Origin of the sequence: Pontibacter aydingkolensis (assembly GCF_019443125.1) — a bacterium.
In the GTDB taxonomy this organism is placed as follows: Bacteria; Bacteroidota; Bacteroidia; order Cytophagales; family Hymenobacteraceae; genus Pontibacter; species Pontibacter aydingkolensis.
This window is the reverse complement of the sequence record NZ_JAHYXK010000017.1, coordinates 69,352-93,857: the sequence shown is the minus strand read 5'-3', so window position 1 is coordinate 93,857 and position 24,506 is coordinate 69,352. Positions and strand designations below refer to the sequence as shown.

Sequence of the window (24,506 nt, the reverse complement as noted above, 5' to 3'; positions counted from 1 at the left end):
TCTACAACAGGGAAAGGCTCCATTCAAGCCTGGGATACCGCACACCAAAACAAATGGAAGAAAAATTAAACAGGAAACCTTTAGCAGCTTAATCTTGTGTCCGGGTTTTTGTTGCAAGTCCAGCTTCTACCATTTGTCATCCTGGAAGGATCTTGGTGGAAGGGAGGTTAAGCATAGACTCCGAAGCAAGAACACAGCCCTAGCCCTCTCATGAGCGAGGACGCTCGCGCCATGTTGGTTGCTAAAGCTCCCTCTCCTGTTTTTTGGAGAGGGCTGGGGTGAGGTAAATTGCAAAGGTGTTTGATATCACTATTATATTTAAGCCCACAAGTATTCGTTTCCTTCGTATGTTATGAAGCGCAGGTGCTGCACCTGTCAGGTTTATACTTTGTAACATTATGTCAGAAGACAAAAAAAAGATACAGGTACTTGTTTTTGATTTGAATCAGACGTTCTATAACAAGAGCTCCAAGGATGAGTTTTTTAAGTTTGTAGCCTCCAAAAGACCAAAGCGTGCCGTGTATTACTTCCAGATGCTATACTATAAGCTGATGCACAACCTTAACCAGATGAGGCAGACAGAATTTAAGGAAAACTTCTTTAACTACCTCGATCACCTGCCACCCCAGGAAGTGGAAGCCTATGCAAAAGAATTCTGGCAGCAGGAGTACCCCGACAACTTTAACAAAGCCTTACACAAACGATTTGAGGAAGCCCGCAAAGATGGTATTAAACTATTCTGTGCCGCTGGTGGGCTGGAGCTTTATGTGAAGCCTTTATTTGAGCTTTTTAAGATAAATGGACTTGCCGGTACAAGAGTAAAGTATGAAGATAACACCTACAAAGTGATCGGTAAAGCCTGCAAAGACGAGGAAAAGATCTCCCGCCTGAATGAGTTTTATAAAGACAACACTTATACCATTGTAGAGGCTTACTCCGACAGTAAAGAAGATATACTGGACGCAGCACAGAAAGCTTACCTGGTTAAAGACGGAGAAATTAAGCCTTATCAGAAAAACGGTAAATCCTAAGTATAAAAGCTATAAACCACTCTATACTTTTCATGGATATCATCCCGAATTTATACATGGGCACCTCTGGCTGGAGTTACAGATGGCAGGAAGTCCTTTACCCCCCGGAGCTAAAGTCTGCTGACCGCCTCTCCTACTACGCTACCCATTTTAATGCCACTGAAATTAATAGCAGCTTCTACCATTTCACGATGGCTAAAACTATTGAGAAATGGATGGCCACCACACCGCCATACTTTAAGTTTGCTCCCAAGCTGCACCAGGATATTACGCATAAGCGAAAGTTTGAAGAAGTGGAGGAGCCACTTGAGAAGTTCATGTCACGATGGAGGTTGATGGGTGAGCGGCTGGGACCTGTGCTGGTACAGATTGCAGGCAGTTTCCGCTACGACAGGCTAACGGCAGAAGAATTTTACAGAACCATCCGGGAGAAGCACCCCAACCTGGCTTTTGCGCTGGAAGCGCGGCATGTGTCGTGGTTTACAGACGAGTCGCTTAACCTGATGCGGGAGTACGATATTACCGCTGTAATGGCAAGCGCCGGCAAGCGTTTTCCGGGCACCGAGGTTAGTACTACCAATACGATTTACCTGCGCCTGCACGGCGATGAGAAAATGTATACTTCGTCCTACTCCGATGAAAAACTGGAACGCTATGCCTTTATGGTAAAGGATTGGCTCGAGGACGGCAAAGAAGTGTGGGTATTCTTTAACAATACCGTGCTTGGCAATGCCGTAACCGATGCCCGCAGGTTACGCCAGATGATACTGGATGTGTAAAGTATAATTTTTATTTTACTTTCTTAGCCGGAGGTGCTGGTGTGATCATGATATGTGCGGCATGTGTGCCAGGGTCCATGATCCAGGGCATGGCCGGGCCATCTGGTTTCAGCGGCAGGCCGGTGCTTTCTGAGGTTGCATACGGAATGTACACGACATAGCGCAGGTAACCATCTTTCACCTCGCCGGTGCTGCGGTTATAATTTTCGTCGGGGGCAGTATACACAAAAAGTGATGTAGGTTGCTTTGGCATTTTCAGCTTTCCGCTTTTGGCTTCCTGCTCCCGGGCATCAAAAATTTCCTTAGAAACCTTCCCGGCTTTGCGAAGCTCCCGCCCCCGCGCCATAAATGGCTCCAGGTCGCGGTGATAACAGGCTACAGAAAAACCTTTCTGATTTGGGTCGTCGGCCAGGCATACCAATTCGTTCGTGCCTTTGCGTAAAGTTACCAACTCAGCTTTCTGGTTATAGCCAAGTATAGTGGCACCCGCCTGTTTATCGGCTGGTGCAGCCAGCACTGCACTTCTTATTTGACTTTCTGCTGATGGTATACTTGTTTGTGCTTGCGTGTTCAGGCCTGCCATCAGCAGTAGTGTAAGAGCTAATAACTTTTTCATGGTAACAGGTTTAAGATTCCGGAAAATATCAATTCCTTATACGGCACTACTTAGGATTTGAATTCTTCCTTAAACTTTCCCTTACAGATAACTCTACTGTAAACATATATCATCAAGCTCTTTGCGTAAATCTTTGCGGCCTTCGCGGTTACAAACCCACACTATACTTTTAAAATATTTTAAGAAGAGCCTGCGTCTTTTGCGTCTACACTCCGTCATCATTCCGAAAAGAGATTCAAAACACTAAAAAAAGAAATACTATGGAACCGATGTACATTTACGCAACGCCAACTCAGGTAAAGCAGGAACTTGCATACAAAGAAGCACAGCATAAACTAGCTGAAACAGCAAAGCAGAACAAGACCTGCACCAGCTGCAAAAACAAAAACGAGCAGCCAAAATCTAAAATGTCAGTTGTTTATACTTTGTTGATTGGTATTTTCATGCTGGCTGGTCTTACGGCACAGGCACAAACAAGCCAGCAGAAAAGTATAAAGTATAAATCCATTTCACCAGCAACAGATCATTACAAAATCATCAGCATCGGCAACCCAATTGCGAAAGGCGGTGAACTGGAAAGTATAGTGTTTCCGGAAAAGGAATTCAGAAGAGGTGCCTATCTGAAAATGCGAACGGTATACCTAGACATGCCTGTAAATACCTTTAAAATAAAACCCTATCCGGCCAACAGCTCCGAGCAAACCCGCCAGGAACTAGATTTTCTGCTCGAACTGCAGCAGAAACGCACAGCAGCTGATGCAGCCCTTACTGATACCATGGCCATCGTATACTACGACCCTTATACCGTAAATCCCAACGAGGCAGATTACAGCCGCAACGTAAACAGCCTGTTTTATGTGGGGCGAAACCTGGGTCCGTGGTTTACCCCGCAACAGTTGCCCGTTACAAGCCGTGTACTACAGAATGTGATACAGGATGCCACCTTTTACTTTTTCTCGTTAAAGGCGCAGTTTAACCGTGCCCGCCCTTATCACCTGGAGCCAGCGCTGCAAAACCTGGAAGCACCAGGGCACGCCTCTTACCCTAGCGGCCACTCTTCTGCTTCGCATGTGCATGCTTACCTGCTGAGCCACCTGCTGCCAGCCTATAAAGATGCCTTCCTGGCCAACGCCTACGACATGGCTTTTTCTAGAGAGATACGCGGTGTGCATTACCCAAGCGACTCCGAGGCTGGCCGTGAGTTTGCTGAACAGTTTGTAACGCAGCTGCTGAAAAACAAAAAGTTCAAGGCTGACCTGGAAGCCATGAAAGCTGAAATCCATAAGGCAATGGCAGCTAACAAATTATCATCAGTGAACTAATAGCGATGTTAACGGTAAACAGATCCTGGGTTACAGCCATTGTGGCTGTAACCTACCTCCTGCTCGCATTAAGCACGATAACAAAGCTGTTGTTTATACCTTACATAGAAGCAAAGTTTGAGGTATTGGAAATTGCGGGATACGGCCGCCTTTTTGGTTTGGTAGAACTTGTAGCATTTGTGCTGTACCTGCACCCTCGTACCATTGGCCTTGGCTTTGTGCTGCTGTGCAGCTACTTTGGCGGCGCCATTGCCACAGACCTGCATGCGCCGCAGTACCTGTATCAGCCGGTAACCGTACTTACGCTGGTTTTCATCTCCACTTACCTGCGCAGGCCATCTATTTACTCCGATAAACTGGACGCTATACACAAAACCTGCTGCACCGTTATTGCCTTGCGAAAAGAAGCTAAGTAACTTATACTTTCTAAAACATTTATACTTGATGAACGAGATTACAATAGCTCCATTGCTGCCTGAACATGCCGGGGCTGTACTGCAGATTTATAAAGAAGGACTGGAAACAGGGCAGGCAACCTTTAACACTGATGTCCCTACCTGGGAGCAATGGGATCGTGGTCACCACCAACACAGCCGTTTAGTTGCAGTGGATGGAACGGTAGTGGCTGGCTGGGTGGCCCTTTCGCCGGTGTCGGTAAGGCAGTGCTACCGGGGTGTGGCTGAGTTCAGTATTTACATTGCAGCGGCTTACCGGGGCAAAGGTGTTGGAGATGAACTAATGCAGCGGCTTATACCTGAGAGTGAAGTCAATGGCATCTGGACCCTACACTCCTCCACTTTCCCGGAGAACGTAGCAAGTGTAAAACTGCAGAAAAAGTATGGCTTCCGGGAGATTGGGTACCGCGAGAAAATAGCCGAACTGCATGGTGTCTGGCGCGATACAGTGCTGCTTGAAAGGCGCAGTAAGGTAACAGGGTTGCAAGAAAATGGCTATAGCAATGAGCTAAAAGCTACAAAAGCTGCATTGGATTAGAAATGCAGCTTTTGTTTATAATTTTAAGAATCTCATTTGCTTATACCCATCTTTTACGCTCGCTGAAATGATTGCAGCCAAACTGAGCTCCTGTTATCATTTCGAACTGGCGTGGCTTTTTATCCTCTACTCCTTCGTGCACCAGCGGTAACACATAAGATGGTTCCATTGCATGTTGGCCAGTTAATTCATCACAAACGCCAAAATCTTTGCTTTGCAGCTGTACTTTATTTTGATCCTGCTCCCAATGGGTGCAGTGATTACATGTAGCTTCCATAGTATAAATGTTTAGGTTCAACAATCTTTACTTACCTATACTCGCAAACACAGTTGCCAGGTTGCGGTGATAGTACGCTTTGGAGAAATTTAGAATAAGACTAAACAAATAAATAACTGTAACAGCCAACAAACTACTGGGTATTGACTTACTGTGGAGTTAACACCCTCGAAAAAGATAATTTAGCACAAGACTGTAAGTAGGATTTATGATCTATACTTTCAGGTAAAGTTGAATTTGATCTTTTACGGTTATAATTTTGTGCGTAACCGCATATCCAATGAATACTACTCCTTACCTGAATTTTCCTTTGCAAACAGTCTATCAGAATGAGTATGTTCGGGCGGATATAAGTGAGCAACAGCATTTTATATACGTAAAATGGGCAAAACATCCTTCCAGCGACGTATTCCGGTCTTTGTTTATGGAGCTGGTAAACCTCACCATTGAGTATAAAACATCATACTGGCTAAGCGATGCCCGTGCCATACATTACCTCGAATTTTCTGATCAAAACTGGCTCATCCAGTATATGGCACCGTATCTTGGCTCTACATCAGTAAAAAAGTTTGCCCGGTTAAGTACTAAAGAGTCAATCGCTTTAATGGATGTCTCACGCATTTACACCAGCATAGAGCAGTTAAAGAACATACAGGTAACCACACAGTTTGAAGTATTCCTGAGCGAAGAGGCTGCTTTGGAATGGCTTTTTGAAGAAAATTAATAAAGCACCACCTGCATTATAAGAGAAATTATTGGGAGTGCCCAAGTAAAGGGGTGCAATGAGTAGATTTTACCGAATATTTATACCTTTACACCCGACACTAATTAAACGAAAACATGGATACAGGTTTACAGCATTTACACTCTTACATGTCCTACTTGGTACTGGCAGGAGTTCTTATCAGCGTAATTGTGGCGCTGGCAGGCTGGTTCGGCAATAAACCCTTTACCGACAAAGACAGAAAACTAGGTTTACTAGGTTTGATTCCGGCACACTTACAGTGGGTACTAGGCATCATTTTATACTTTGTTTCGCCGCTTGGCATTGCCAGCGCAACAGAAGGTTTTATGAAGAACTCCATTTCAAGGCTTTATGTGCTGGAGCATCCGCTTATGATGATCATTGCTGTTGTACTGATTACCATTGGCTACTCCAGGGCTAAGCGTATGGTAGGAACCGGCAATGGCTTTAAGAGTATCGCTATTTTCTATGGTATAGCACTTATACTTATACTTAGCCGCCTTCCGTGGCACGCATGGCCAGGTAACTAAGGCTGTATAAATAATTTAGCAAAAGGGGAAAGCATTTGAGTATGCTTTCCCCTTTTTGGTTTAAGGCCATGGTTCGTCCGGCATAAGGCAGTAAGGCTATATCTTACTTTGCCAGCAGATAGGGTGTCAGCATAAAGGAGATAAAATCGACCAGGAAGTGGGCGATGACTTTGATCCAGAGGTTGCGTTTCCAGAGATATAATAAAGTAAGGTTACATCCGGCCATTGATATAAACAGAAAGTGGCTTGCTCCCTAGTTAAGGTGCGTAAGTATAAATACAGCTGCAAGTTTATGATTTGTGTTTGAGCTACAAGCTAATGTGCGGGACATCAACTGACAGTTACATCTCTCTGTAAAAGTAAATTTGCCAGTAAAGAAGCAGCATTCGTTTGGCGTTTGCCTCACAAAGCCGGACATTTGTACCTACAGTACAGTAAACTTTAAGGTTCGCCATAAAAATCTGTAACTATGCCGGCTGGCCTGCTCCCAATTTAAAATAACTCAGAATGCACAGGCATTACATACTTCATAAACCCTACGGCTATATCAGCCAGTTTGTAAGCAACCATAAAAAAAAGAAGCTGCTCGGCGAACTGTATGACTTTCCGGAAAACACGATGTCTATTGGACGCCTGGATGAAGACAGCGAAGGGCTGCTGCTGCTCACCACAGATGGCAAAATGAGCGAACTGGTACGCAGAAAGGATGTGGAGAAGGAATATTATGCACAAGTAGATGGCCTGATCAGCGACGAAGCCATTGCGCTGCTGCAGCAGGGCGTGGAAATTGGGTCTGGTGATGCAAAGTATAAAACCCTGCCCTGTAATGCACGTCGCTTAGTGCCTGCACCGGGCTTTGCAGAACGCAGCCGCAAAATACGCGACGACAGGCATGGCCCTACCAGTTGGGTATCTATCACAGTAACCGAAGGTAAGTTCAGGCAGGTGCGCAAAATGACGGCGGCTGTTGGCTTCCCTACCCTGCGCCTGGTACGGGTACGGATCGGTGATACGCACCTGAACGATTTACCGATTGGCCATGTACGGGAAGTAGAGGATTTTAAGCTTTACCAGTGTTAGGTTTTTCAGAATCTGTGCTGGTTAAATATATTCCACTAAAGTATAATTGCTCCATCCCCAAAAAGTCTTAAGTATAACATCAAGTTAAATGTTAAGTATAAACTCATGTACTCCTTGATTACAGGTTTCGTACTTTATTTTGATTCTAAAACAACATGAGCAATACAACAGAGAATAAAAAGCTATCTGACATTAAACTGTCTGTACTTGACCTGGTACCTATACTCGAGGGCAAGACAATAGCCAACTCCTTTGCAAACAGCCTTGACCTGGCGCAGTATGTTGAGAAACTGGGCTACAACCGCTACTGGCTGGCAGAGCACCACAACATGCAGGGCATTGCCAGCTCAGCCACCTCTGTACTGATTGGATACATTGCCGGGGGCACATCAACGATAAGAGTCGGATCGGGTGGGATTATGCTGCCAAACCATGCCCCTTTAATTGTTGCAGAGCAATTTGGCACTCTCGAAACGCTCTACCCGGGCAGGATAGATTTAGGCTTAGGGCGCGCACCGGGCACAGACCAGCTTACAGCCAGAGCCCTCAGAAGAGATTTAATGGAATCGGTAGAGGACTTCCCGAAACATGTGCAGGACCTGAGAACCTACCTAGGTCCGGTACAGCCAAATGCGCGGGTGCGTGCGGTACCCGGAGAGGGCACCAACGTACCTATCTGGATACTGGGCTCCAGCACCTTTGGCGCGCACCTGGCAGGACTTATGGGACTGCCTTATGCCTTTGCCAGCCACTTTGCACCGGCAGCCTTGCATGCAGCGCTAAAAGTATACCGCGACAGCTTTACCCCTTCTGATACATTAAAAGAGCCCTACGCCATGGCCTGTATAAATGTGGTAACCGCCGACACCGATGCTGAAGCCAGCCGTATGGTTACTACGCTTTACCAGGCTTTCCTGAACGTGATTCGTGGCACTGCTAACCCTCAAAAACCACCGGTAGAAAGTATGGAAGGGTTATGGGATGCCTCGGAGCAATATGCGGTGCAGCAGATGCTACGTTATTCGTTTGTGGGCAGCCCCAAAACGGTTCAGGAAGAGTTACAGGCTTTTATAGACGACACCCAGGTAGATGAGATCATGGTAGCATCACATATTTATGACCACCAGGTAAGGCTAAGATCGTACCAACTGCTGGCTGAGATGGTGATGAAAGTATAAAATAATTTGTGAAGCAATAAAAAAAGGCGCAAAGTATTGCGCCTCTACAAAGCCGGATGAAAAGACATTAATTTAGATTTCAAGTATAATCGGCCCTTACCAATGTAATAGCAGCAACTATTCCCTTTTATAACTAACGCCTTGGCGCCTAACGTATTTTTTAATGCAATGCACAGAACCTGAAAACTCAACAAATGGATGAAAATCTGCGAGGTAAATTACATTGAAGCCCAGCTTTTCCCAGATGCGTTTGTTCTCTTCATCTGTACGCTTAAGCTCTTCCCAGCATCCGTAGCCGTAGGTGGGTAACCAAACAGTTTTAGCCTCAGGTGATTTTATCTCGACCAGCGCATTGTTGTAAGTAGCATAATACCATTTACGCAGCTTCACCTCCGGATCATCAATGTGCACGAGCGGTAGGGGATTACGAATAACGTCAAACCCAAGCTTTGATAAAAGGTTAGCTATATCATCGAAGGCGTCCGGGTTCAACCTTGTCATGAAATCATTCTTCAGCATTTCGGCGGCCATGCGCGGGTCTCCTACAAGCAGCTGGTATTTGCCCTCCTGGTTACGGCCAGCCAGGGTAATAAACATATCAATATGAAAAATGGGCTGTACCGTACCCTCCGAGTTATGCGAGAAGTACTCTTCAGTCCACTCCTCTCCTTCTATTACCAGTTTCTCTTTTTTAACAGACGGTATCTGTACAGTACTGCCTACCAGGAACAACTTTCGCTCACTATCCAGGTATTTCCCATACAGCTCCGACATTGCTCTGCTCAGGTGATTCATATCATCTGGCTCCATCGATCCGTTCATATCCAGGTAAGTATCCACAGCATAATCGGCCCCTATCAGGAAAAAATTATCGCCAACTAGAATGTTACCTCCCTCAAAGTATACTGGCACTTTCACCCGTGGCCACTCAAACACCTTGCTTGTATGAAAAGCTGCATTCTCGTCGCCGGTTCTTCTGTTAGAGTGAGGCTGCACCATATACAATACGCTGTCTGCCTTGTCCTGCACCAGTTCAAAATCATCTTCAGCCCATACTGTCATCTTTATAGAATCCGGTACAGTATGTACTAGTGCCTGATTTTCCATTTTATGATTTTGTAGCCACTCCTCCAGCAGATTGCAAACCGACTCGTGTGCCAGTATATGCAGTTTGGTGTAAGCAGGAAGTTTCAGGATAAGGTCCTGGTAAATATTCCAGAGCGGATTATTAGGGCCGAGAACGGCATAAGCAGGAATAGTAAGCAACAGCCCCTCCAGTGCGCCATCGGCACTCGGTACCAGGCTTGGACGCTTTGGCAGACACTGGTATTCCTGCAGCAGGCTTAACGCAATACAGCGGCGGCGCATCGCCTGCTCCGAAATGTCCTGCCTTGATTCCTGGCTAAGTTCCTTTATGAGAGGATAATGTCTTAGTTTAAGTTTGGTATCAGTTTGTTCCATAGCTATTGGGTCGGTGTACTTTTAGTTATACATTTATCGCCGTTCCACAGCCAAAGCATAACCAGAAAAATTTCGGCAGCTGCATCCAGCAGGTATACATCCCGGATCACATCATTCAGGGCATAATACAGGTCTATTCCTGCCAACCCAAAGGCACTACTAATACCTAACCACTTAATCTCTGGGGTAACATTTTTCCGTACACCAGCCATCAGCAACACCCCTCCAATTATACAAACCAGAACGCTGACAGTATAAAGTAGCCAGATGTCCTGTTTTGGACCTGTAATCCATAGAAAACTGTACAAATGCACAAAAGGCCAGGTACCGGTAACTAACCAGTAGCTACCTTGCACTTTGGCAAGCATATGGGCTTCTGGCTTATAAAGCATAACAGACTTGTTCTTGTTTTAAGCATGAAGCTGGTCGTAAACAGGAAAAACATATTTTTCCCCGTCGCTTAGCAAGTGTACATTTAGCCCCCTGGCCGAAAAGGGCTCGCCGGCATCTATTTCGTAAATATTTGTGTCGGTAAGATTCATGCCGTCCACAATAGTTACCAGGCCGCTGCCTACAACAGTCAGTTCTCTGCCTTCTGTAATATAAGCGGCAGTATCTTCTTCTATTCCGAGGCCAATACAACCAGGATTGGTAACGATGCACTGCGCCATCCTAACCAACCGTCCGCGCTGTATAAAATGGGTGTCTACAGCAACATTTTTAATGAACTCCAGGCCAGTGGTTATACGCACATCCCCTTTAATAAAGCCGCCTTTTGACATTACTTCATATATCATCGGGGTAGACATAGCTGTTGCACCGGCACTTGTACCGGCTACCAATACCTCGTCGTAGGTATAGCGCTCTTTCATTAGCTGCAAAAGCTTGGTGCCACCCAGTATAGAGGTAAGGCGCAACTGGTCTCCACCTGAGAAATAAAAACCATTCGCCTGCTCTATGATCTTAATGTATTCATCATTTTGGGCATCGTCCCGGTTACGGATATCCAGAACATGTACTTTAGTTAAGCCAAGCTCGTCAAACACCTTCAAATATTCCTTTACTACTGCATCTGGCTCCGAAGATGCAGTTGGCAGGAAGGCGATTACCGGGTTCTCCCCTTTCAGGTGCTCTTTGTAGAATTTGAGTACCTTCTCGCTTTCGAAATCAACATTCCGCTTCTGATCCTCGGTCATCTCTTTATCTCCTTTACTTTCTTTGCCTCCAATGGCCAGCAGGCACCCCTTAGGTATAGGTGCCTTATTGTTCATTTTCTGGTGCTCGGATACTTTACGTTTAGACATGGTTTTATAGAAGTATATCCAAAATTTTACTATGGTTTTTTGTAACTTACTACTCTTGATATCAGCGTGTCAGCCTCGCCAGGATTGCTCCTGAACCCTACCCAGCCCTCCCGCTTGGATTCCTGAGGGGCAAAATCGATCTGTAGCTGCGCCTTCTCCACCTCTTTGCCGCCCTTCATCAGCGCCAGCTCGATTATTACTGTCTCAGCCGTGGTTCCACCTTTGTTCTTAAGTTGGATATGATAGCGGTTTGGGCTGTTGTTTGTTGGGTCAGGCCAGCTCTGTACAATCAGATCAGGCGTCGACGGTTTCCTGGTGTAGGTCTGATAGCCCAAGTAGCCCAGTATAGCCAGCACCAGCAGCAGGCTTATGCCAAAAACGGTCCATTCCAGCCAATTCTTTTTTTCTTCGTGCTGATTGCCTTCACGCTGCTGCTCGTCCTCGTATTTGTTTCCCTGTTCTTTACTCTCTTCCATTACAAAGACATTTATTTGATTAAGAGGCGCCCAGCCGAGGCCCCTAACGAGGAAAGCACCCCCAACACGACAACCTGCTGAAAAGCAACCCAGAAACTTACACCGTCAAACCTGCCGAAGAACCACAGCACAAAGGCAGACACACCAAGCGCGGTAATGTAGCTTACACATGTATCGAAGGTCATGTCGAAGAGCAGGCCGTTCCTACTCCTCCTTGCCGTTCCTTTAAAATCGCTGAAGAACACAACAATTATACTTATTAGCAGCGACACAAGCGCCATGGCAAGAATGTGCCCCGGTGCAGCCTCCATAGCTATCATAACTATTTCTTCGGTAGGCGCCACATTGCCTCCGACAATGATGGCGCCACAGATGCCCAGTACAAAAAAACCAACTTTGGTTTTCCGCTCCCTGCTTTTCTGCCTCTTCTCCTCCTCCTCATTTGCCCCCAACTGTGCCGTACCTATAGAAACTCCAATGGATACAGCCATTGCCTCGATGATCACTTTCCCCATCACCTCGTCTATCCCCATGCCGGAGAGCCTAATCCTGTTCAGCATCAGTAGCACCCCAAAAGAAATCAGCAGGCCTATTCCCATTTCCTCTACTGAGTCTATAAAAACATGTTTCCATGAAGCATCGGGATGCATGCCGGCAAAGCGATTGTAGCCAAGCAGGAGCAGGTACGTTACCACCACCAGGATCATCAGGTCCAGCGGATCGGCAATGAAGCCAGTCCACCATACTTCCATCGTATAAAGCAGCGGAAAGCTGAACAGTAATCCTCCGGCTATGCCACGGGCATATTCTTTCAGCGATTTGTTAAGGGCTCTGCTGTTATGATTTTCTGTCATGTAAATGGCTTATCACTGCACTTTTGCCTGATATACCCCACATACGTTGAGATAAGAATATGGTGTTATTTTACATTAACTGATAGGGGAAGCAGCGTTTGAAACAGCATTTTTCTATTTGTCAGGAGACAATAAATTTCTGCCCAAACCTGAAGTATAGACACATCTCATTTGAACCCAGTTTATAATCAATCTTCACGCTAATTTATACTTGCTTCGGTTTATCTGATTTAACCTGGCTGTACTGCCTCTGATAAACTTGTCCATAGTTGTAAAGTATAAAATCACTGTAAGATACCTCATTCAGATCCGGTACATGCAGGGGAGCATTGGCTGTTACCTTTTTCTCTGAGCTGTTAAAAGCAGCCTTGCCACCCTCTTTCAATGAGTTTCTACGCTTTTTATGGATGCTTTGCCTTTGCGTATTTCCGCGCTTCTGCACCAGGGTATCATCTAAACGCTCAGCCACTTCCAGGTAAGTTTCAGTTAAAAATTTCTCCTTTGTAATAAGCATGATCTCAACTTTAGAGTAATAATTAAAATTTAATGTAATTGGCTTCAGGTTAGCGTACAACCATTGTTAATTCAGGTTAAACAATCAGTTACAGTTGTAATCCTCAATACGTTTTAAGGTATATCAAAGCCAAATTCAGTGCAATTTTTAAGCGCTTAAACCAATAAACACCATTTTTGACGGATATCCGTGATTTGTACTTAAAACCACACTAACAGGCTGTTAAATGAAGTTACCTTGCAGGTATTGTACTTGCTATATAAAGGCGCCAACTGCGTCCTGATATTTATATACAAGGGAGGTGTAGTAGAATGGAAAGACTAAAAGAGGACCATCCTTAGCACCCATAAAGGACTGGCCCCCTTTTGCCTTTTTGATAACTGAAAAACATTTACAGCTATCGTAAATACACACAGCGGTGTTGGAACTGTACGTATAGTTTGGTTTAACGCAGCTGATAAAAAGCAGGCTATGGGTTAAGCTATAATTAAGGGTTAATACACTGCAAATCAGGAAATATACGTAGTAGTCAGAACTTATCGTCTCAGCCATCAATTGTTTTATTTACAAACGGCTAAGACCAGCTCTCAGGCCTGAAAGTAAACTATAGCGGCTACTCTCCTGGCATTTCTGTAACAAAGAAAACACCCCTGGATTATACAGGATAATCCAGGGGTGTTTACAAGGCAATTTATTCGCTGTTACTTTATAAGCTGATGCCTGAATGCATACTTAATCAGACTTGCCGTGTTCTTGGAATTAGTTTTTTCAAGTATATTCTGGCGATGTGTTTCAATGGTGCGCTTGCTCGTGAAAAGCATGTCTCCGATCTCTGCATTTGTAAAACCATCTGCAATTAGGGCAAGCACTTCGAGTTCACGTTTAGAAAGTAACTGTTGAACGGTAATAGAATCTATTTCATTGCTATGACTACTGTCCATTACCTTGTTTAGCATTTTTAAAGCAGCTTGAGAACTGATGTAAGGAGTGCCGGCAAGCACTAATTGTATCGCCATGAAGAGTTCTTCTTTACCGGCGCTTTTTAAGACGTACCCGTGGGCACCGCATGCCATCATTCGGCTTATATGTGACTCATCGCTTAAAATAGACAGTGCGATCACCTTCGTGTCCGGTTACAGCTCACAGATCCTGCGTGTCGCTTCAAAGCCGTCCATGCCAGGCATACTAATATCCATAAGTACTACATCAGCCTGTGTTATTGCTAATAAATCCAGCGTTTCCTGACCGTCAGATGCATGACCTACTATTTCTATTCTTTTATTAGATGTTAACAAATAGCTGACCCCTTCTCTAACAATCTTGTGGTCGTCGGTTAAGATTAATCTAATCTTGTTTTCTAAAAACATTATGGTTTACCGGATCTTTTGCTTCTGGGCAATTTATGATTCTTACTATTCTATCTGGATTTACTTTTCGCTTAGCTTGTATATTTAGCAGATAAAGTCAAAACTACACTATTTCTAAATGATTTGACTAACATGCTGTTACTGGCTGTTTTATTTTAAGTATAAAAAACCCGCGCGTAAGTAAAAATACAGAACATAGCTCAGTAATATTTGTTCTGTAAACAGTAGGTTTTAATAATATGCTCCTGTTTCTTTAATTATGGCCTAAAGACATCAGGTAAAAGCTACCCTTCTCTTATCTGCCTGATCACCGATTCCATATGCTCGTAGTGTGAGCCTTTCCAGTATACTTTGTTGCAGGGCGCACACTGGTAGAACTCGTTAAAGTATAAGCGTGTTTTGGGGGGTAGTCTGGCAGCAATAGCCTCTTTCGCCACCGGCATTATTAGCTGGTTACAAACCAGGCACCGAATCAAAGGCCTTATCTCCTGCAAAAGCCCGTACCTGCTGATTACCTCTTGTAATTGTGTAGTGGTATGCTGTGATCGTAACCAGTATCCGTGCTCAATTATTTTCTGTTTTAAAAGGCCGATATCCCGGGTTAGTACGATCCGGTTTTCGGATTGTGAAATCCGGGATATCTCAGCATCTAGCAGTTTCTGGTTATACAATGTATCAAACCCGAGCATGCGCAGTGCTTTGGCAAGCGTACCAAGGTGAACATCGAGCACAAATCTGTAAGGCTTTTCTGGCATCGAAGCCAACATATAACCAGGTGGCCAGCTTTTCTGTGAGTCGAAAGGGAAAACCAATAGTTCATCATTCGGCTGTAGGGGCGTTAAGAATGTTGCACGGGAATTGTGTTTTAAGATCACAGCTACTTCTGTATGCGGAATGCCAATGGCCTCTATGGCATCTTTTATAGCCGGCTTTCCACTGAAAGTATAAACCACAGGTTTGCCTCTGGCGGCAGGTTTAAGAAAATCCTGAAGCGCTCCGTAAAAAGTAAAGTTTGCAACAGGTGTCATAAGAGTTAAGATAAACTGGTATGTAAAGTATAAAACGTGATTGCCTTTCAGAGGTGCTGTAATGGCCTATACTTCCGGTTCTCATCCGTCTACAAAAATATTTGCCCTATACCGTCAAATAGACAAAAACTTGCTGTAGTATTGTGCCTTAATTACAATTAAATTATAGAGTTAAATGGAACAGTGGCTTACTTATGCGATTGTGGCGATGGTAATGGGAGGCGTAGCAATGGTGTTCGCAAAGATGGGTATGGGCAGTGCCAACGAACATGTGGCACTTGTAATCCGGACAAGCGTCTTGTTGGCTATGGTTGTGGCCAATGCCTTGTATGCCGGAGGCCTGAAGGGAATATCAGCCGTAAATAACAAAACCATGCTTTGGCTGGTACTTGCCGGACTTTGCACAGCCATTTACTGGATATTATACTTTAAAGCGATAAAAACAGCCAATATCTCAGTAGTTGCTACCATAGACAGGGCTGGCATTGTGATAACAGTACTCCTCTCCTATTTTATATTAAAAGAGCCACTTACACCACGCCTGTTACTGGGCATGGGCACCATACTTGCAGGCACACTTATACTTATCTGGAAATAAAACTGAAAGAGGCAAACGCCTCTTTTTTACTGATAAACCCACAAACCAGCCACTAATAAGCCTCTGATACCTGGCAAAACAAACCCGGCATATCAGGTAAAAATCAATAGGTTAAAGGCGTACCAACAGACACAAGAGTTTTTTGATAGGTGAAATTCCGCTGTTAGTATAATTTATTTTGAGAAGCTACTAAATAGGCTTTCTTTACTAAAGCTTTATAAACTACACGCTCTTTTACACCTACAACTATGATAAAAAACAAAGACCTTCTGGTAGTACTAATCCGGCTGTTCCTGGGCTATATATTTTTCTCGGCCGGGATGTGCAAACTAACAAATGGTAATTTTGGACAAATAATCGGGCCTCCCTGGCTGGAAGAAGCACTTGCAAAGCATGGGCTGGGATTTTTTGCGCAGGTGGTGGCTACGTTTCAGGTTATTATTGGAGCATTGCTTATGTCGCAACGGTATAGTTTGCTGGGAGCCATTATGCTGGTGCCTATGAACGTAGCCATATTGACGGTAACCGTTTCTATGAACTGGACCGGTACACCGTACATTAATGCCTTTTTTCTGGGGTTAAACCTGGTGCTGCTGTTCGTGGAACGCCAAAAGTTCATGTTCCTTTTTAATCCGATAGCCGATCATCTTATAAAACCAACGCTTACCGATAAACTGGGACAGAACAAGTATAGCTGGTTAGGGTTGGGCTTCTGCGCGCTTATACTGGTGGCGGCCAGTTACAACCTGTTACTCACTAACCTGCTTGCCCTGCTTATTTTTGTGTGTCTTGCACTTACTGTACTTTATAAGCGAGCTTTTAGCCTGATTGACAGAATTCTGATAGGCCTGCCCTTTGTAGCGATGACCATTGTTACATTTGCAAACCTAAGCAGTTTTGCAGTGGCTTTGCATTTAATCGTGCTGTCCACCGAAGCTATACTTTTGGTGGTAAGAATATACCTTAGCTCGCGAAGCAAAAAAGCAGAAGAAACAGGTATGCTCGCCGGTAACACTTAAGTATAAATACTGCGTGTTGCTGTAAGCCTCACTTGTTTTATACTTTAACCAAAACCGTTGCTTATACTTTTCAAATGACATCCCTTATATCACCTATGAAAAAAACGCTATTTTACTGTCTTGCCGCCACCGTATGGGCCTGTACTCCGGCTACAACGGTACGAACCGAAAAAGCCATTGCGATGGATGAACTGGCTGAACGGTATGTAAAAACGGTATTGCAACTCGGCCAGTACGATAGCGATGTAGTAGATGCCTATTATGGTCCTGAAGCATGGAAGCCCATCACCCAACCACAGGACTCTCTGCCAGCAGGTGAACTTTTACAGGAACTGAACGCCATTAGCTTTGAGCTGCTTAAACACGACACTACTGCCCTGAGCGAGATGGAGAAGCGTAGAGTTTTGATGCTACAGAAGCAGGTGCTGGCAACTGCTACCAAAATAGAGATGATGCAAGGGAAGAAATTTCCTTTTGACGAAGAGGCCAGGCTACTGTACGATGCTCAGCCACCACACCACCCACAGACCTATTACGATTCCCTGTTGCAGGAAATAGACAGCGCCCTACCTGGCAAAGGCACAGTGGCTGAACGCTGGGCAGCCTACCGTACCCGTTTTGAAATACCAAAGCATAAGCTGGACACTGTTTTTCAGGCGGCTATAAACGAGGCACGAAAGCGCACACTGGCCCACTATAAATTACCAGCCAACGAGAATTTCACAGTTGAGTTTGTTACCGACAAACCATGGTCAGGGTATAACTATTATAAAGGCAACGGATACAGCCTGATACAGATCAATACTGATTTCCCGATTTATATTGATCGGGCCATAGACCTTGCCTGTCACGAAGGTTATCCGGGGCATCACGTATTTAATGCAATATTAGAGCAGGAACTGGTAAACAAGCGAGGTTGGAAGGAGTATGCCATTTACCCACTGTTCAGTCCGCAGTCTCTTATCGCAGAAGGTAGCGCCAACTACGGCATAGCGGTAGCTTTTCCGGAAGAGCAGCGCCTGCAGTTTGAAAAAGCAGTACTGTTTCCGTTAGCCGGACTAAACCCTGCAGATGCTGCCCATTACTATGCCATACTAGGTAAGATAGGCAAGCTGAATTTTGCGGGCAATGAAGCGGCACGCCTGTACCTCGATGGAAAAATAACCCGTGAGCAGGCGGCAGAATGGATAGTAAAGTATAACTTCTACGAAAAAGAAAAAGCCTTGCAGCGCACCCGCTTCATAGATCGCTACAGGAGCTACGTGATAAACTATAACCTGGGCCAGGAACTGGTTAGGAAGCACATTGAAAAAAAAGGTGGCACAGCCAACAACCCGGAAAAACGCTGGGAATTGTTCAGAGAGTTACTTTCAAAACCAAACACGGCCTCTATGCTGCTCAAAGAAGAGATGGACTAATAAGAATAGTGTATAAATCTACAATCTTTAAACTGCGAATCTTCTGTACCTGAAGTATGAATCCATAAATGACAACATAAATCGAGAGCTAAACAGATGATTTTACCATGATTTGTTTACAGAATGTATAAAACCTGTATACAACCTATGTAAAATCATCAAAAATGCGTATTGCATTTCCAATTTAGAATTCTTAATTTTATACTTTAAATATGATAAAATATTACTTTATCATTGCGCTTATTTCTAAATTGATCATTAAATCTGATTCACCCTACTATGAAAAAGAAGTTTTTAGACTTGATCAGCTTTGACCCTAAGTCTCATATGTTACTTTGTATGCTTATTAAAATGATAAGCCGCGACTAGAAATTAAATAGTTCGGTTACTTTCTGCCAGGTAAATGCAAGTATAAAGCTGCCCGTTTAATTGTGCCATCAAACCTGGCAACGGTAAAAGTGTCGGATATACTTAAGCTTCTGTAACTGTTTTAAGCTTTTTCAACAGCTGACCTGGATTTGTATCGGGTAGCATGAACCTTAGAGCCTCTTCAAGGGTGGCAAAATGCTGTAACTCTTTTTGGGTACCAAATATCCTGTAAATTTTGGAACGCATAGCTTCGGCAGCTATCTGCAACATAGAATCCTTAGCACGCACCATCGCCACTTTTTTTAAGGGAGTATCTTGTAGCAAAAGCCCTAATTGCTCTACAGACCACTTCTGATCCTGCATCGTAAAGTTGCTTTTGGTAGAATCCATCACCCAGTTTTCCAGGTTATTGTCTTTTATGGTGGTGAATACATATAGCATAGCCTCCTTATATACCTCATGCTCCATTGGCCTCAAAAATTTAGTGAAGATTAGTTTCTGAGGTAGCAATACCTGGCTGATAAAATAATCGTTTGACAGATGCATATAGAATACGATAATTTCTGAATGTATACGGTAGGTACAGAATTTAAGGCATACTCAAAATTCAATGTTTATAAAGGCTTAAGCTACTGTACGATAACAAACACTATTGTCCGGAACTGTTCATTTCCAGACAGTACAAAAGCCGCCCCTACACTACATTGCACTGAATATCAAACTTTTATAATTTGGCATTTAACTTGTAAAGGTTTTTTTATCACAATAACCTGTACCTAGGCAAGGGTCAAAATGTAGTGCATCAAATAAATCAAGTAACCTTAGTTATCTCATACTATGAAATCAGTAATCGCTGCAGTAGCCATGCTCCTACTGCTCACGCTAACCTTCACTGGAATCAAAAATACAAGCAGGTGCAACTTGGAAAAACGCGCCAAAGCAACAAACCTGGAATGGCGAGATAATGCAGCCAGTCATACTTTTGAAGTAACGCCAGTCTGCTAGTTGTTTTTACCAGCTTTGGTGGCAGCACGAGCTAGTCATGTATCTAAAAAAACAAACGCTTAAAAGTATAATTAACCGCTTCCAGTCTACCTATGAAAAAAAAGAAAGGCTCCTGCACAAAAGGGGCCTTTCGATCTATTTCTTTGACTTTCGCTAGCGGGAAATTACTTCCGTGTCTTGCTATAACGACAGGTCTCTTCTACTCGCGCCATTGTCTGATATTTACTTACCAAAAGCTTTATTGAGTTCGGCCGTTGCCAAAGCCTGAGCTTCTTTGGCCTGTGGCAGAACAGCAGCCATTCCAAAAAATTCGTGTGTTACCCCATCGTATACCTGTGCCTTTACAGCTACTCCTGCTTCTTTCAATTTATCCGCATAAAGAACTCCCCCTGTTCGTAGTGGGTCTATTTCAGCGTTTATGACAGTGGCAGGCGGCAGGTTTCTAAGGTTTGGCACATTAACCAATGCAATGCGCTGGTCCATTCCATCCTTTGTATTGCGCAGGTATTTATCAAAAAACCAGGCCATACCAGCCTTGCTTAGCGGCTTGGCCTGCGCGTGCTCCTGGTACGATGCAGTGTTCATGTCATAGCCTGCAATGGGATAAACCAATAACTGATGCACAGGCATTTTCACGTTGTTGTCTCGGGCCATTATACTTACATTGGCAGCAAGGTTACCCCCGGCGCTCTCTCCTGCTACTGCTATCTTGTCCGGATTTATCTTTAAAGACGCTGCATTATCAACCACCCATTTATAGGCAGCAAAAGCATCATTGTGGGCTGTCGGAAATTTATGTTCCGGTGCCTGGCGATATGCAACAGCCACCACTACGGCTCCGGTTTGTTCTGCAAGCGCACGGGCCGAGGCATCGTAAGTATCAATACCTGCTATAACCCAGCCACCGCCATGATAATATACAATGCCAGGGTTGGATGCTGTGGCATTTGCCGGAGTATAAATGCGGGCATGTATGCTTCCTTTCTCTACTGGTACTTTTTTACCAGTTGTATCAACCCGAGCAGGTGGCATGGGCGCATTATGTTCTTGGAGCAGAGCCTTTACTGCATCGGCCGGTGTGGGGGCCTTACGGGCCTGCATAGGGCTTAGCTGGTGCAATGGTGGTCCGGTTTGCAACTCAGTGAGCTTTTCTATTACAAGCAACATTGGGTCGGTTATGTTTTTGCCCCAAGCAGGTGCAGATCCAGTAGGTTCTATTCTGCCTATTATTGCCATGGCATCGGTGCCTGTGGTTTTGGCAGTGTCATCAGCAGCAGTAGTTGCAGTTTCGCCAGTACTAACACGCTCTGTTGTTGCAGTTTCAGTATCAGAATCTGATGTTGTATCAGCGCAACCTGTAGTAATAGTAATCAAACAGCTTGCTAATAATACCCTTAAAAAGCGGATACCAGAGGTAATTTGTGTGGCATGTTGCCAGCTTGACTCTTCTTGTTCGGTTTTTATGTAGTTTTTTTTCATAGCTAAATGGCATGGTCTGATTAATCCGTTTACGGTTGAGATAAGGCTATGGATATCAGGCAGGTAATAATGCTTTTTAGTTAATTTAAAATATTGTTACGGATTCTTTAACAGGCACAGGAATTTTTCCGGGTTATAGAGAAAGAATGATAAGCCATTAGCATATGGTGACAATGGAGCAGAATACAATGATGAAACCATTACTCTGGTAAAACCAGAATTATGAACCAAGCCATCTATTTGAAGCAAAAAACCGGAAAGCAAAATAAACTTTAAAAACAGGTGAATTAGCTTCATTATGCCACGGCCAAAAAAAATAATTGCCCTTTATCCTGTGTTAAAGCCGATTTTTCAAAAAAAATTAGGGTTTTGTAAAATAATATGAACAAATTTACCTCAATAAACGTCTTCAAGACAATAACATCAAAAATTTATGAACAACGGAACAGTAAAATTCTTCAACACAGAAAAAGGCTTTGGCTTCATTAAGGACGATAACACTAACCAGGAGTACTTTGTACACGTTTCTGGCTTAGTTGATGAAGTTAGAGAGAACGACAGAGTAACTTACGAACTGCAGGAAGGCAGAAAAGGCCTTAACGCTGTAAATGTTAAGCGTGCCTAACTTATTGTAGTCACCTTATAAAGAAAAGCCTTACGCTAAACGTAAGGCTTTTTTGCTTTTATAGTATCTCATTCTCCCCTACTCTACATTTAAATTGTCCTCCCCATTCATAAACCCAGCCTGAGGTTAAGTATGAAAATCATAGTTGTAAGTTGATAATTATCATTTTTTATTGATCTGATATTCAAGACCTTGCAATTAGTTTATAATTGTACTGTATACCATGAAAAATAAAAGAACAGCAATTTGGGAAGTAACAGGCTATAATCTGGGTAAGGAAATTGCACGGAAGTATTTCTTTAATGTATATGAATATATTCTTTATAATGACACAAAGAGTTTCCTGCAAACACTAGACTATAAAAAGAATCTGGAAGCTAACGACAAGACATATGAAGAATACCTGGTATTCAAATATATGTTAAGGTTGCTAAAGGAAAAACATCCTCAAAAACTGACAATACTTAACCTGCTAAGGGCTAACAATTGTATTGACTAAGTGTACACAGGAATATGCTAGTCAAGGTTTAATGTGCGATGTTGAGCTATTATCTGCCTGCTTGTTGCTGCTGTTATCTCCCAAAAACAGCCATTCCAAAGCCTCTTCTTTTGTAACAAAATCCCTTGACTCGCAGGGTAACAATACATCTGAGGTAAAAGCATAAATCGTATGGATTGTTATCTGCTGAAAAATATCCTGTGCCATTAGGTTAGCTACCAGCCGCAGACTGCTGTGCTGCAGCAATTCAGTCGTATGGTTGGCAACCCACACCTGATCCTCGAGAGCAGGGGGAATCATCATGGTGTAATCAGAAAGCATGAGTTCTACTCTGTTAGCAAGTATAAACTCACATTCATAAATTATAGCTTCCCGTAGTTGTTCACTGGATATAGCTCCTCTCCACTCTGTCCAGATAAGTTTCTTACCAGGGCTGTAGCGCATGGTTGCGAAGTCTTTTTTCCAGGCAACTTTTAATTCAAGCTTTCTCATACTTTGCCTGGATCAACAAATAACAATATTATTTTTATATAAAATTGTACGCTTAAAACAATGTATAGATTCTGTATAAAGCACATTAGTTATATTAACCCCACTTATTATTTAGCATATGACATACTTTTTCATGTTTATCACTCCTGTTTAATTTCATTCATACAAGGTTGCATTGTACCATTTACTATTAAAAATATAGTTTATAACAAATTCATTCACAATGAGATAAATAGACGTATATATAAGTATGAAAAGATTATTTATACTTTCGGTAAGCCTGCTGCTGTATTTATTTACAACAAATACTAGTGCAATAGCACAAACAGCTCAGCAGCAAAAATCAAATGAATTGCGTGCTGCCCATGATCAGCAGCGCCTGCACCGTGCCGACTCTATTTATAAAGTGCGCCATGACAGGGCAGACATTACAAAACAAAATCTAAAAGAGGCTGAACGGGAATTAGATATTGCCAAAAAGAGGTACGATGAAGCCAAAGCCGCACATAAAACAGCCAGTAGTGCGGCCAAACAAGCAAAGAAATCATACAAACTGGAACAAAAATCTATAAAAGCACGCGAGAAAGCTGAAAAACAAGCTGCTAAATCAAACCAATAGTATAACAAGGCTCACCTGAGATCAACTCATAACTTTGCCAGGTTCACTATTATTTTGTGAGGTACTGAATTTACGCTTGCTGAAACGTTACTTATGGAAAAGAAATATGCATTAACGTTTTGCTGTTACTGGGTGTCCATTTTCTGATCAGGTTTGCCTTTAGTATTCTGAATACTGCTCTGTTTGATCATGTTTACCTTAACGATTTATACTTAGCCCTACCGATGGTAACCTCTATGGCACTATAATACATTGGCTTAATATGAGGCATGGACAAATCAGAAGTCTTAATACTATAACTGTGGCAGGCATACTGCACATTATTGCAGCTACTTTTATATTGCTGCACAGCCAACTTTTGTAAATGGCAGACAGTTTATAAGATCAATGATACCGCACCACAACTCGGCCATATTTGCAAGCCAGTTAGTGCCAAACTTACCTTAATTATAGCACTTTAAATTCAATTTTAGTAGGTACGTTTGTTAATGTAGACTACCGAATAGATGAGACAAATATTAAAGGCTACCGACAAAGATTTGCGATGTATTACCTAAAAGTATGACTATGTAATTGCAGAATTTGTGGCAGATGAATGCCCCGTCTGTAAAAAACTTACCCCTATATATGCCTGAATGGTAAACGAATATACCCACAAAGACGTCCTGTCCCTGATCATAGATTCAAAGGAGAACCCGGTATAGAGCAGGATGTTGAACTGAGTGGCACCTCTCTTGTAGCACCTGTAAATGAGCACCCTAGGTGATTCCAAGCTTGTAAAAAGTATGGATGAGCTTAAAAACATGCTCGACAGGCTAATGCAATACG

The 24,506-nt window shown here is 43.4% G+C and carries 31 protein-coding genes; 16 read left to right on the top strand and 15 right to left on the bottom strand.

Annotated features, from left to right (window positions below; translation table 11 throughout):
* Window positions 1-398 precede the first annotated feature (398 nt).
* Window positions 399-1,031 (top strand): HAD-IB family phosphatase, encoded by a 633-nt coding sequence (locus tag K0O23_RS16625; protein WP_219878572.1) that lies wholly within the window; start codon window positions 399-401, stop codon window positions 1,029-1,031.
* Window positions 1,032-1,063: 32 nt separating this feature from the next.
* Window positions 1,064-1,810, top strand: coding sequence for a DUF72 domain-containing protein (locus K0O23_RS16620; protein WP_219878571.1), 747 nt, complete (start codon window positions 1,064-1,066; stop codon window positions 1,808-1,810).
* Between the two features lie 10 nt (window positions 1,811-1,820).
* Here K0O23_RS16620 and K0O23_RS16615 read toward each other — a convergent pair whose 3' ends face one another.
* A complete protein-coding gene (locus tag K0O23_RS16615) occupies window positions 1,821-2,426 on the bottom strand; it encodes a hypothetical protein (protein ID WP_219878570.1) in 606 nt (201 codons plus the stop codon).
* Between the two features lie 260 nt (window positions 2,427-2,686).
* On the opposite strand from K0O23_RS16615, the gene K0O23_RS16610 reads away from it, so the two are divergent.
* Genes K0O23_RS16610 through K0O23_RS16600 form a run of 3 tightly spaced genes read left to right on the top strand, consistent with a single transcriptional unit; the run spans window position 2,687 to window position 4,741 of the window.
* On the top strand, window positions 2,687-3,748 hold the full coding sequence (locus tag K0O23_RS16610) for a phosphatase PAP2 family protein (RefSeq protein WP_246597168.1): 1,062 nt from the start codon (window positions 2,687-2,689) through the stop codon (window positions 3,746-3,748).
* A 5-nt stretch (window positions 3,749-3,753) separates the two neighbouring features.
* Window positions 3,754-4,164, top strand: a complete 411-nt coding sequence (locus tag K0O23_RS16605) for a hypothetical protein (protein ID WP_219878569.1) — start codon at window positions 3,754-3,756, stop codon at window positions 4,162-4,164.
* Window positions 4,165-4,192: 28 nt separating this feature from the next.
* Window positions 4,193-4,741 (top strand): GNAT family N-acetyltransferase, encoded by a 549-nt coding sequence (locus tag K0O23_RS16600; protein WP_219878568.1) that lies wholly within the window; start codon window positions 4,193-4,195, stop codon window positions 4,739-4,741.
* Window positions 4,742-4,781: 40 nt separating this feature from the next.
* Here K0O23_RS16600 and K0O23_RS16595 read toward each other — a convergent pair whose 3' ends face one another.
* Entirely contained in the window at window positions 4,782-5,018 is a 237-nt protein-coding gene (locus K0O23_RS16595) for a hypothetical protein (RefSeq protein WP_219878567.1), read from the bottom strand.
* Between the two features lie 280 nt (window positions 5,019-5,298).
* Between K0O23_RS16595 and K0O23_RS16590 the strand changes: the two genes are divergently transcribed.
* Both K0O23_RS16590 and K0O23_RS16585 read left to right on the top strand, forming a co-directional pair.
* The gene (locus K0O23_RS16590; protein WP_219878566.1) at window positions 5,299-5,742 is read left to right on the top strand and encodes a PH domain-containing protein; all 444 of its coding nucleotides are present in this window, start codon (window positions 5,299-5,301) and stop codon (window positions 5,740-5,742) included.
* Window positions 5,743-5,891: 149 nt separating this feature from the next.
* The gene (locus tag K0O23_RS16585; RefSeq protein WP_246597167.1) at window positions 5,892-6,293 is read left to right on the top strand and encodes a hypothetical protein; all 402 of its coding nucleotides are present in this window, start codon (window positions 5,892-5,894) and stop codon (window positions 6,291-6,293) included.
* A 103-nt stretch (window positions 6,294-6,396) separates the two neighbouring features.
* On the opposite strand, the gene K0O23_RS20535 is transcribed toward K0O23_RS16585, so the two are convergent.
* Window positions 6,397-6,525 (bottom strand): hypothetical protein, encoded by a 129-nt coding sequence (locus K0O23_RS20535; protein WP_394371711.1) that lies wholly within the window; start codon window positions 6,523-6,525, stop codon window positions 6,397-6,399.
* A 275-nt stretch (window positions 6,526-6,800) separates the two neighbouring features.
* Here K0O23_RS20535 and K0O23_RS16580 point away from each other — a divergent pair, with 275 nt between their 5' ends.
* On the top strand, window positions 6,801-7,373 hold the full coding sequence (locus K0O23_RS16580; RefSeq protein WP_219878564.1) for a pseudouridine synthase: 573 nt from the start codon (window positions 6,801-6,803) through the stop codon (window positions 7,371-7,373).
* A 155-nt stretch (window positions 7,374-7,528) separates the two neighbouring features.
* On the top strand, window positions 7,529-8,551 hold the full coding sequence (locus K0O23_RS16575) for an LLM class flavin-dependent oxidoreductase (protein ID WP_219878563.1): 1,023 nt from the start codon (window positions 7,529-7,531) through the stop codon (window positions 8,549-8,551).
* Between the two features lie 117 nt (window positions 8,552-8,668).
* Here the strand turns inward: K0O23_RS16575 and K0O23_RS16570 are convergent, their stop codons facing one another.
* The 9 genes from K0O23_RS16570 to K0O23_RS16535 all read right to left on the bottom strand — a co-directional run bounded on the left by K0O23_RS16570 (window position 8,669) and on the right by K0O23_RS16535 (window position 15,555).
* Complete coding sequence (locus K0O23_RS16570) at window positions 8,669-10,012, bottom strand: hypothetical protein (RefSeq protein ID WP_219878562.1); 1,344 nt, start codon at window positions 10,010-10,012, stop codon at window positions 8,669-8,671.
* Between the two features lie 2 nt (window positions 10,013-10,014).
* Entirely contained in the window at window positions 10,015-10,404 is a 390-nt protein-coding gene (locus K0O23_RS16565) for a hypothetical protein (RefSeq protein ID WP_219878561.1), read from the bottom strand.
* Between the two features lie 18 nt (window positions 10,405-10,422).
* Window positions 10,423-11,316, bottom strand: a complete 894-nt coding sequence (locus K0O23_RS16560; RefSeq protein WP_219878560.1) for a cyanophycinase — start codon at window positions 11,314-11,316, stop codon at window positions 10,423-10,425.
* Window positions 11,317-11,345: 29 nt separating this feature from the next.
* Entirely contained in the window at window positions 11,346-11,792 is a 447-nt protein-coding gene (locus K0O23_RS16555; RefSeq protein ID WP_219878559.1) for a hypothetical protein, read from the bottom strand.
* Between the two features lie 11 nt (window positions 11,793-11,803).
* Window positions 11,804-12,646, bottom strand: a complete 843-nt coding sequence (locus K0O23_RS16550; RefSeq protein WP_219878558.1) for a TIGR02587 family membrane protein — start codon at window positions 12,644-12,646, stop codon at window positions 11,804-11,806.
* A gap of 205 nt (window positions 12,647-12,851) precedes the next feature.
* On the bottom strand, window positions 12,852-13,160 hold the full coding sequence (locus tag K0O23_RS16545) for a hypothetical protein (RefSeq protein WP_219878557.1): 309 nt from the start codon (window positions 13,158-13,160) through the stop codon (window positions 12,852-12,854).
* 701 nt (window positions 13,161-13,861) lie between these two features.
* A complete protein-coding gene (locus K0O23_RS20215) occupies window positions 13,862-14,176 on the bottom strand; it encodes a response regulator transcription factor (RefSeq protein ID WP_246597166.1) in 315 nt (104 codons plus the stop codon).
* Between the two features lie 117 nt (window positions 14,177-14,293).
* Window positions 14,294-14,527 (bottom strand): response regulator, encoded by a 234-nt coding sequence (locus K0O23_RS20210; protein ID WP_246597165.1) that lies wholly within the window; start codon window positions 14,525-14,527, stop codon window positions 14,294-14,296.
* A gap of 284 nt (window positions 14,528-14,811) precedes the next feature.
* Entirely contained in the window at window positions 14,812-15,555 is a 744-nt protein-coding gene (locus tag K0O23_RS16535) for a Mut7-C ubiquitin/RNAse domain-containing protein (RefSeq protein WP_219878556.1), read from the bottom strand.
* Between the two features lie 175 nt (window positions 15,556-15,730).
* Between K0O23_RS16535 and K0O23_RS16530 the strand changes: the two genes are divergently transcribed.
* The 3 genes from K0O23_RS16530 to K0O23_RS16520 all read left to right on the top strand — a co-directional run bounded on the left by K0O23_RS16530 (window position 15,731) and on the right by K0O23_RS16520 (window position 18,590).
* A complete protein-coding gene (locus K0O23_RS16530) occupies window positions 15,731-16,153 on the top strand; it encodes an EamA family transporter (RefSeq protein ID WP_219878555.1) in 423 nt (140 codons plus the stop codon).
* A gap of 248 nt (window positions 16,154-16,401) precedes the next feature.
* Window positions 16,402-17,172: a DoxX family membrane protein gene (locus tag K0O23_RS16525; protein WP_219878554.1), complete on the top strand. Its 771-nt coding sequence runs from the start codon at window positions 16,402-16,404 to the stop codon at window positions 17,170-17,172.
* A gap of 95 nt (window positions 17,173-17,267) precedes the next feature.
* Entirely contained in the window at window positions 17,268-18,590 is a 1,323-nt protein-coding gene (locus tag K0O23_RS16520; protein ID WP_246597164.1) for a hypothetical protein, read from the top strand.
* A gap of 471 nt (window positions 18,591-19,061) precedes the next feature.
* Here the strand turns inward: K0O23_RS16520 and K0O23_RS16515 are convergent, their stop codons facing one another.
* Window positions 19,062-19,427 (bottom strand): hypothetical protein, encoded by a 366-nt coding sequence (locus K0O23_RS16515; protein WP_219878553.1) that lies wholly within the window; start codon window positions 19,425-19,427, stop codon window positions 19,062-19,064.
* 369 nt (window positions 19,428-19,796) lie between these two features.
* On the opposite strand from K0O23_RS16515, the gene K0O23_RS16510 reads away from it, so the two are divergent.
* Window positions 19,797-19,964, top strand: coding sequence for a hypothetical protein (locus tag K0O23_RS16510; RefSeq protein WP_219878552.1), 168 nt, complete (start codon window positions 19,797-19,799; stop codon window positions 19,962-19,964).
* Window positions 19,965-20,186: 222 nt separating this feature from the next.
* Here K0O23_RS16510 and K0O23_RS16505 read toward each other — a convergent pair whose 3' ends face one another.
* The gene (locus tag K0O23_RS16505) at window positions 20,187-21,443 is read right to left on the bottom strand and encodes an alpha/beta hydrolase (RefSeq protein WP_246597163.1); all 1,257 of its coding nucleotides are present in this window, start codon (window positions 21,441-21,443) and stop codon (window positions 20,187-20,189) included.
* A 433-nt stretch (window positions 21,444-21,876) separates the two neighbouring features.
* Here K0O23_RS16505 and K0O23_RS16500 point away from each other — a divergent pair, with 433 nt between their 5' ends.
* Both K0O23_RS16500 and K0O23_RS16495 read left to right on the top strand, forming a co-directional pair.
* A complete protein-coding gene (locus K0O23_RS16500) occupies window positions 21,877-22,068 on the top strand; it encodes a cold-shock protein (RefSeq protein WP_219878551.1) in 192 nt (63 codons plus the stop codon).
* 223 nt (window positions 22,069-22,291) lie between these two features.
* Window positions 22,292-22,567, top strand: coding sequence for a hypothetical protein (locus K0O23_RS16495; RefSeq protein ID WP_219878550.1), 276 nt, complete (start codon window positions 22,292-22,294; stop codon window positions 22,565-22,567).
* Between the two features lie 21 nt (window positions 22,568-22,588).
* Here K0O23_RS16495 and K0O23_RS16490 read toward each other — a convergent pair whose 3' ends face one another.
* Window positions 22,589-23,059: a hypothetical protein gene (locus tag K0O23_RS16490; RefSeq protein ID WP_219878549.1), complete on the bottom strand. Its 471-nt coding sequence runs from the start codon at window positions 23,057-23,059 to the stop codon at window positions 22,589-22,591.
* Between the two features lie 250 nt (window positions 23,060-23,309).
* On the opposite strand from K0O23_RS16490, the gene K0O23_RS16485 reads away from it, so the two are divergent.
* The gene (locus tag K0O23_RS16485; RefSeq protein ID WP_219878548.1) at window positions 23,310-23,678 is read left to right on the top strand and encodes a hypothetical protein; all 369 of its coding nucleotides are present in this window, start codon (window positions 23,310-23,312) and stop codon (window positions 23,676-23,678) included.
* Window positions 23,679-24,506 lie beyond the last annotated feature (828 nt).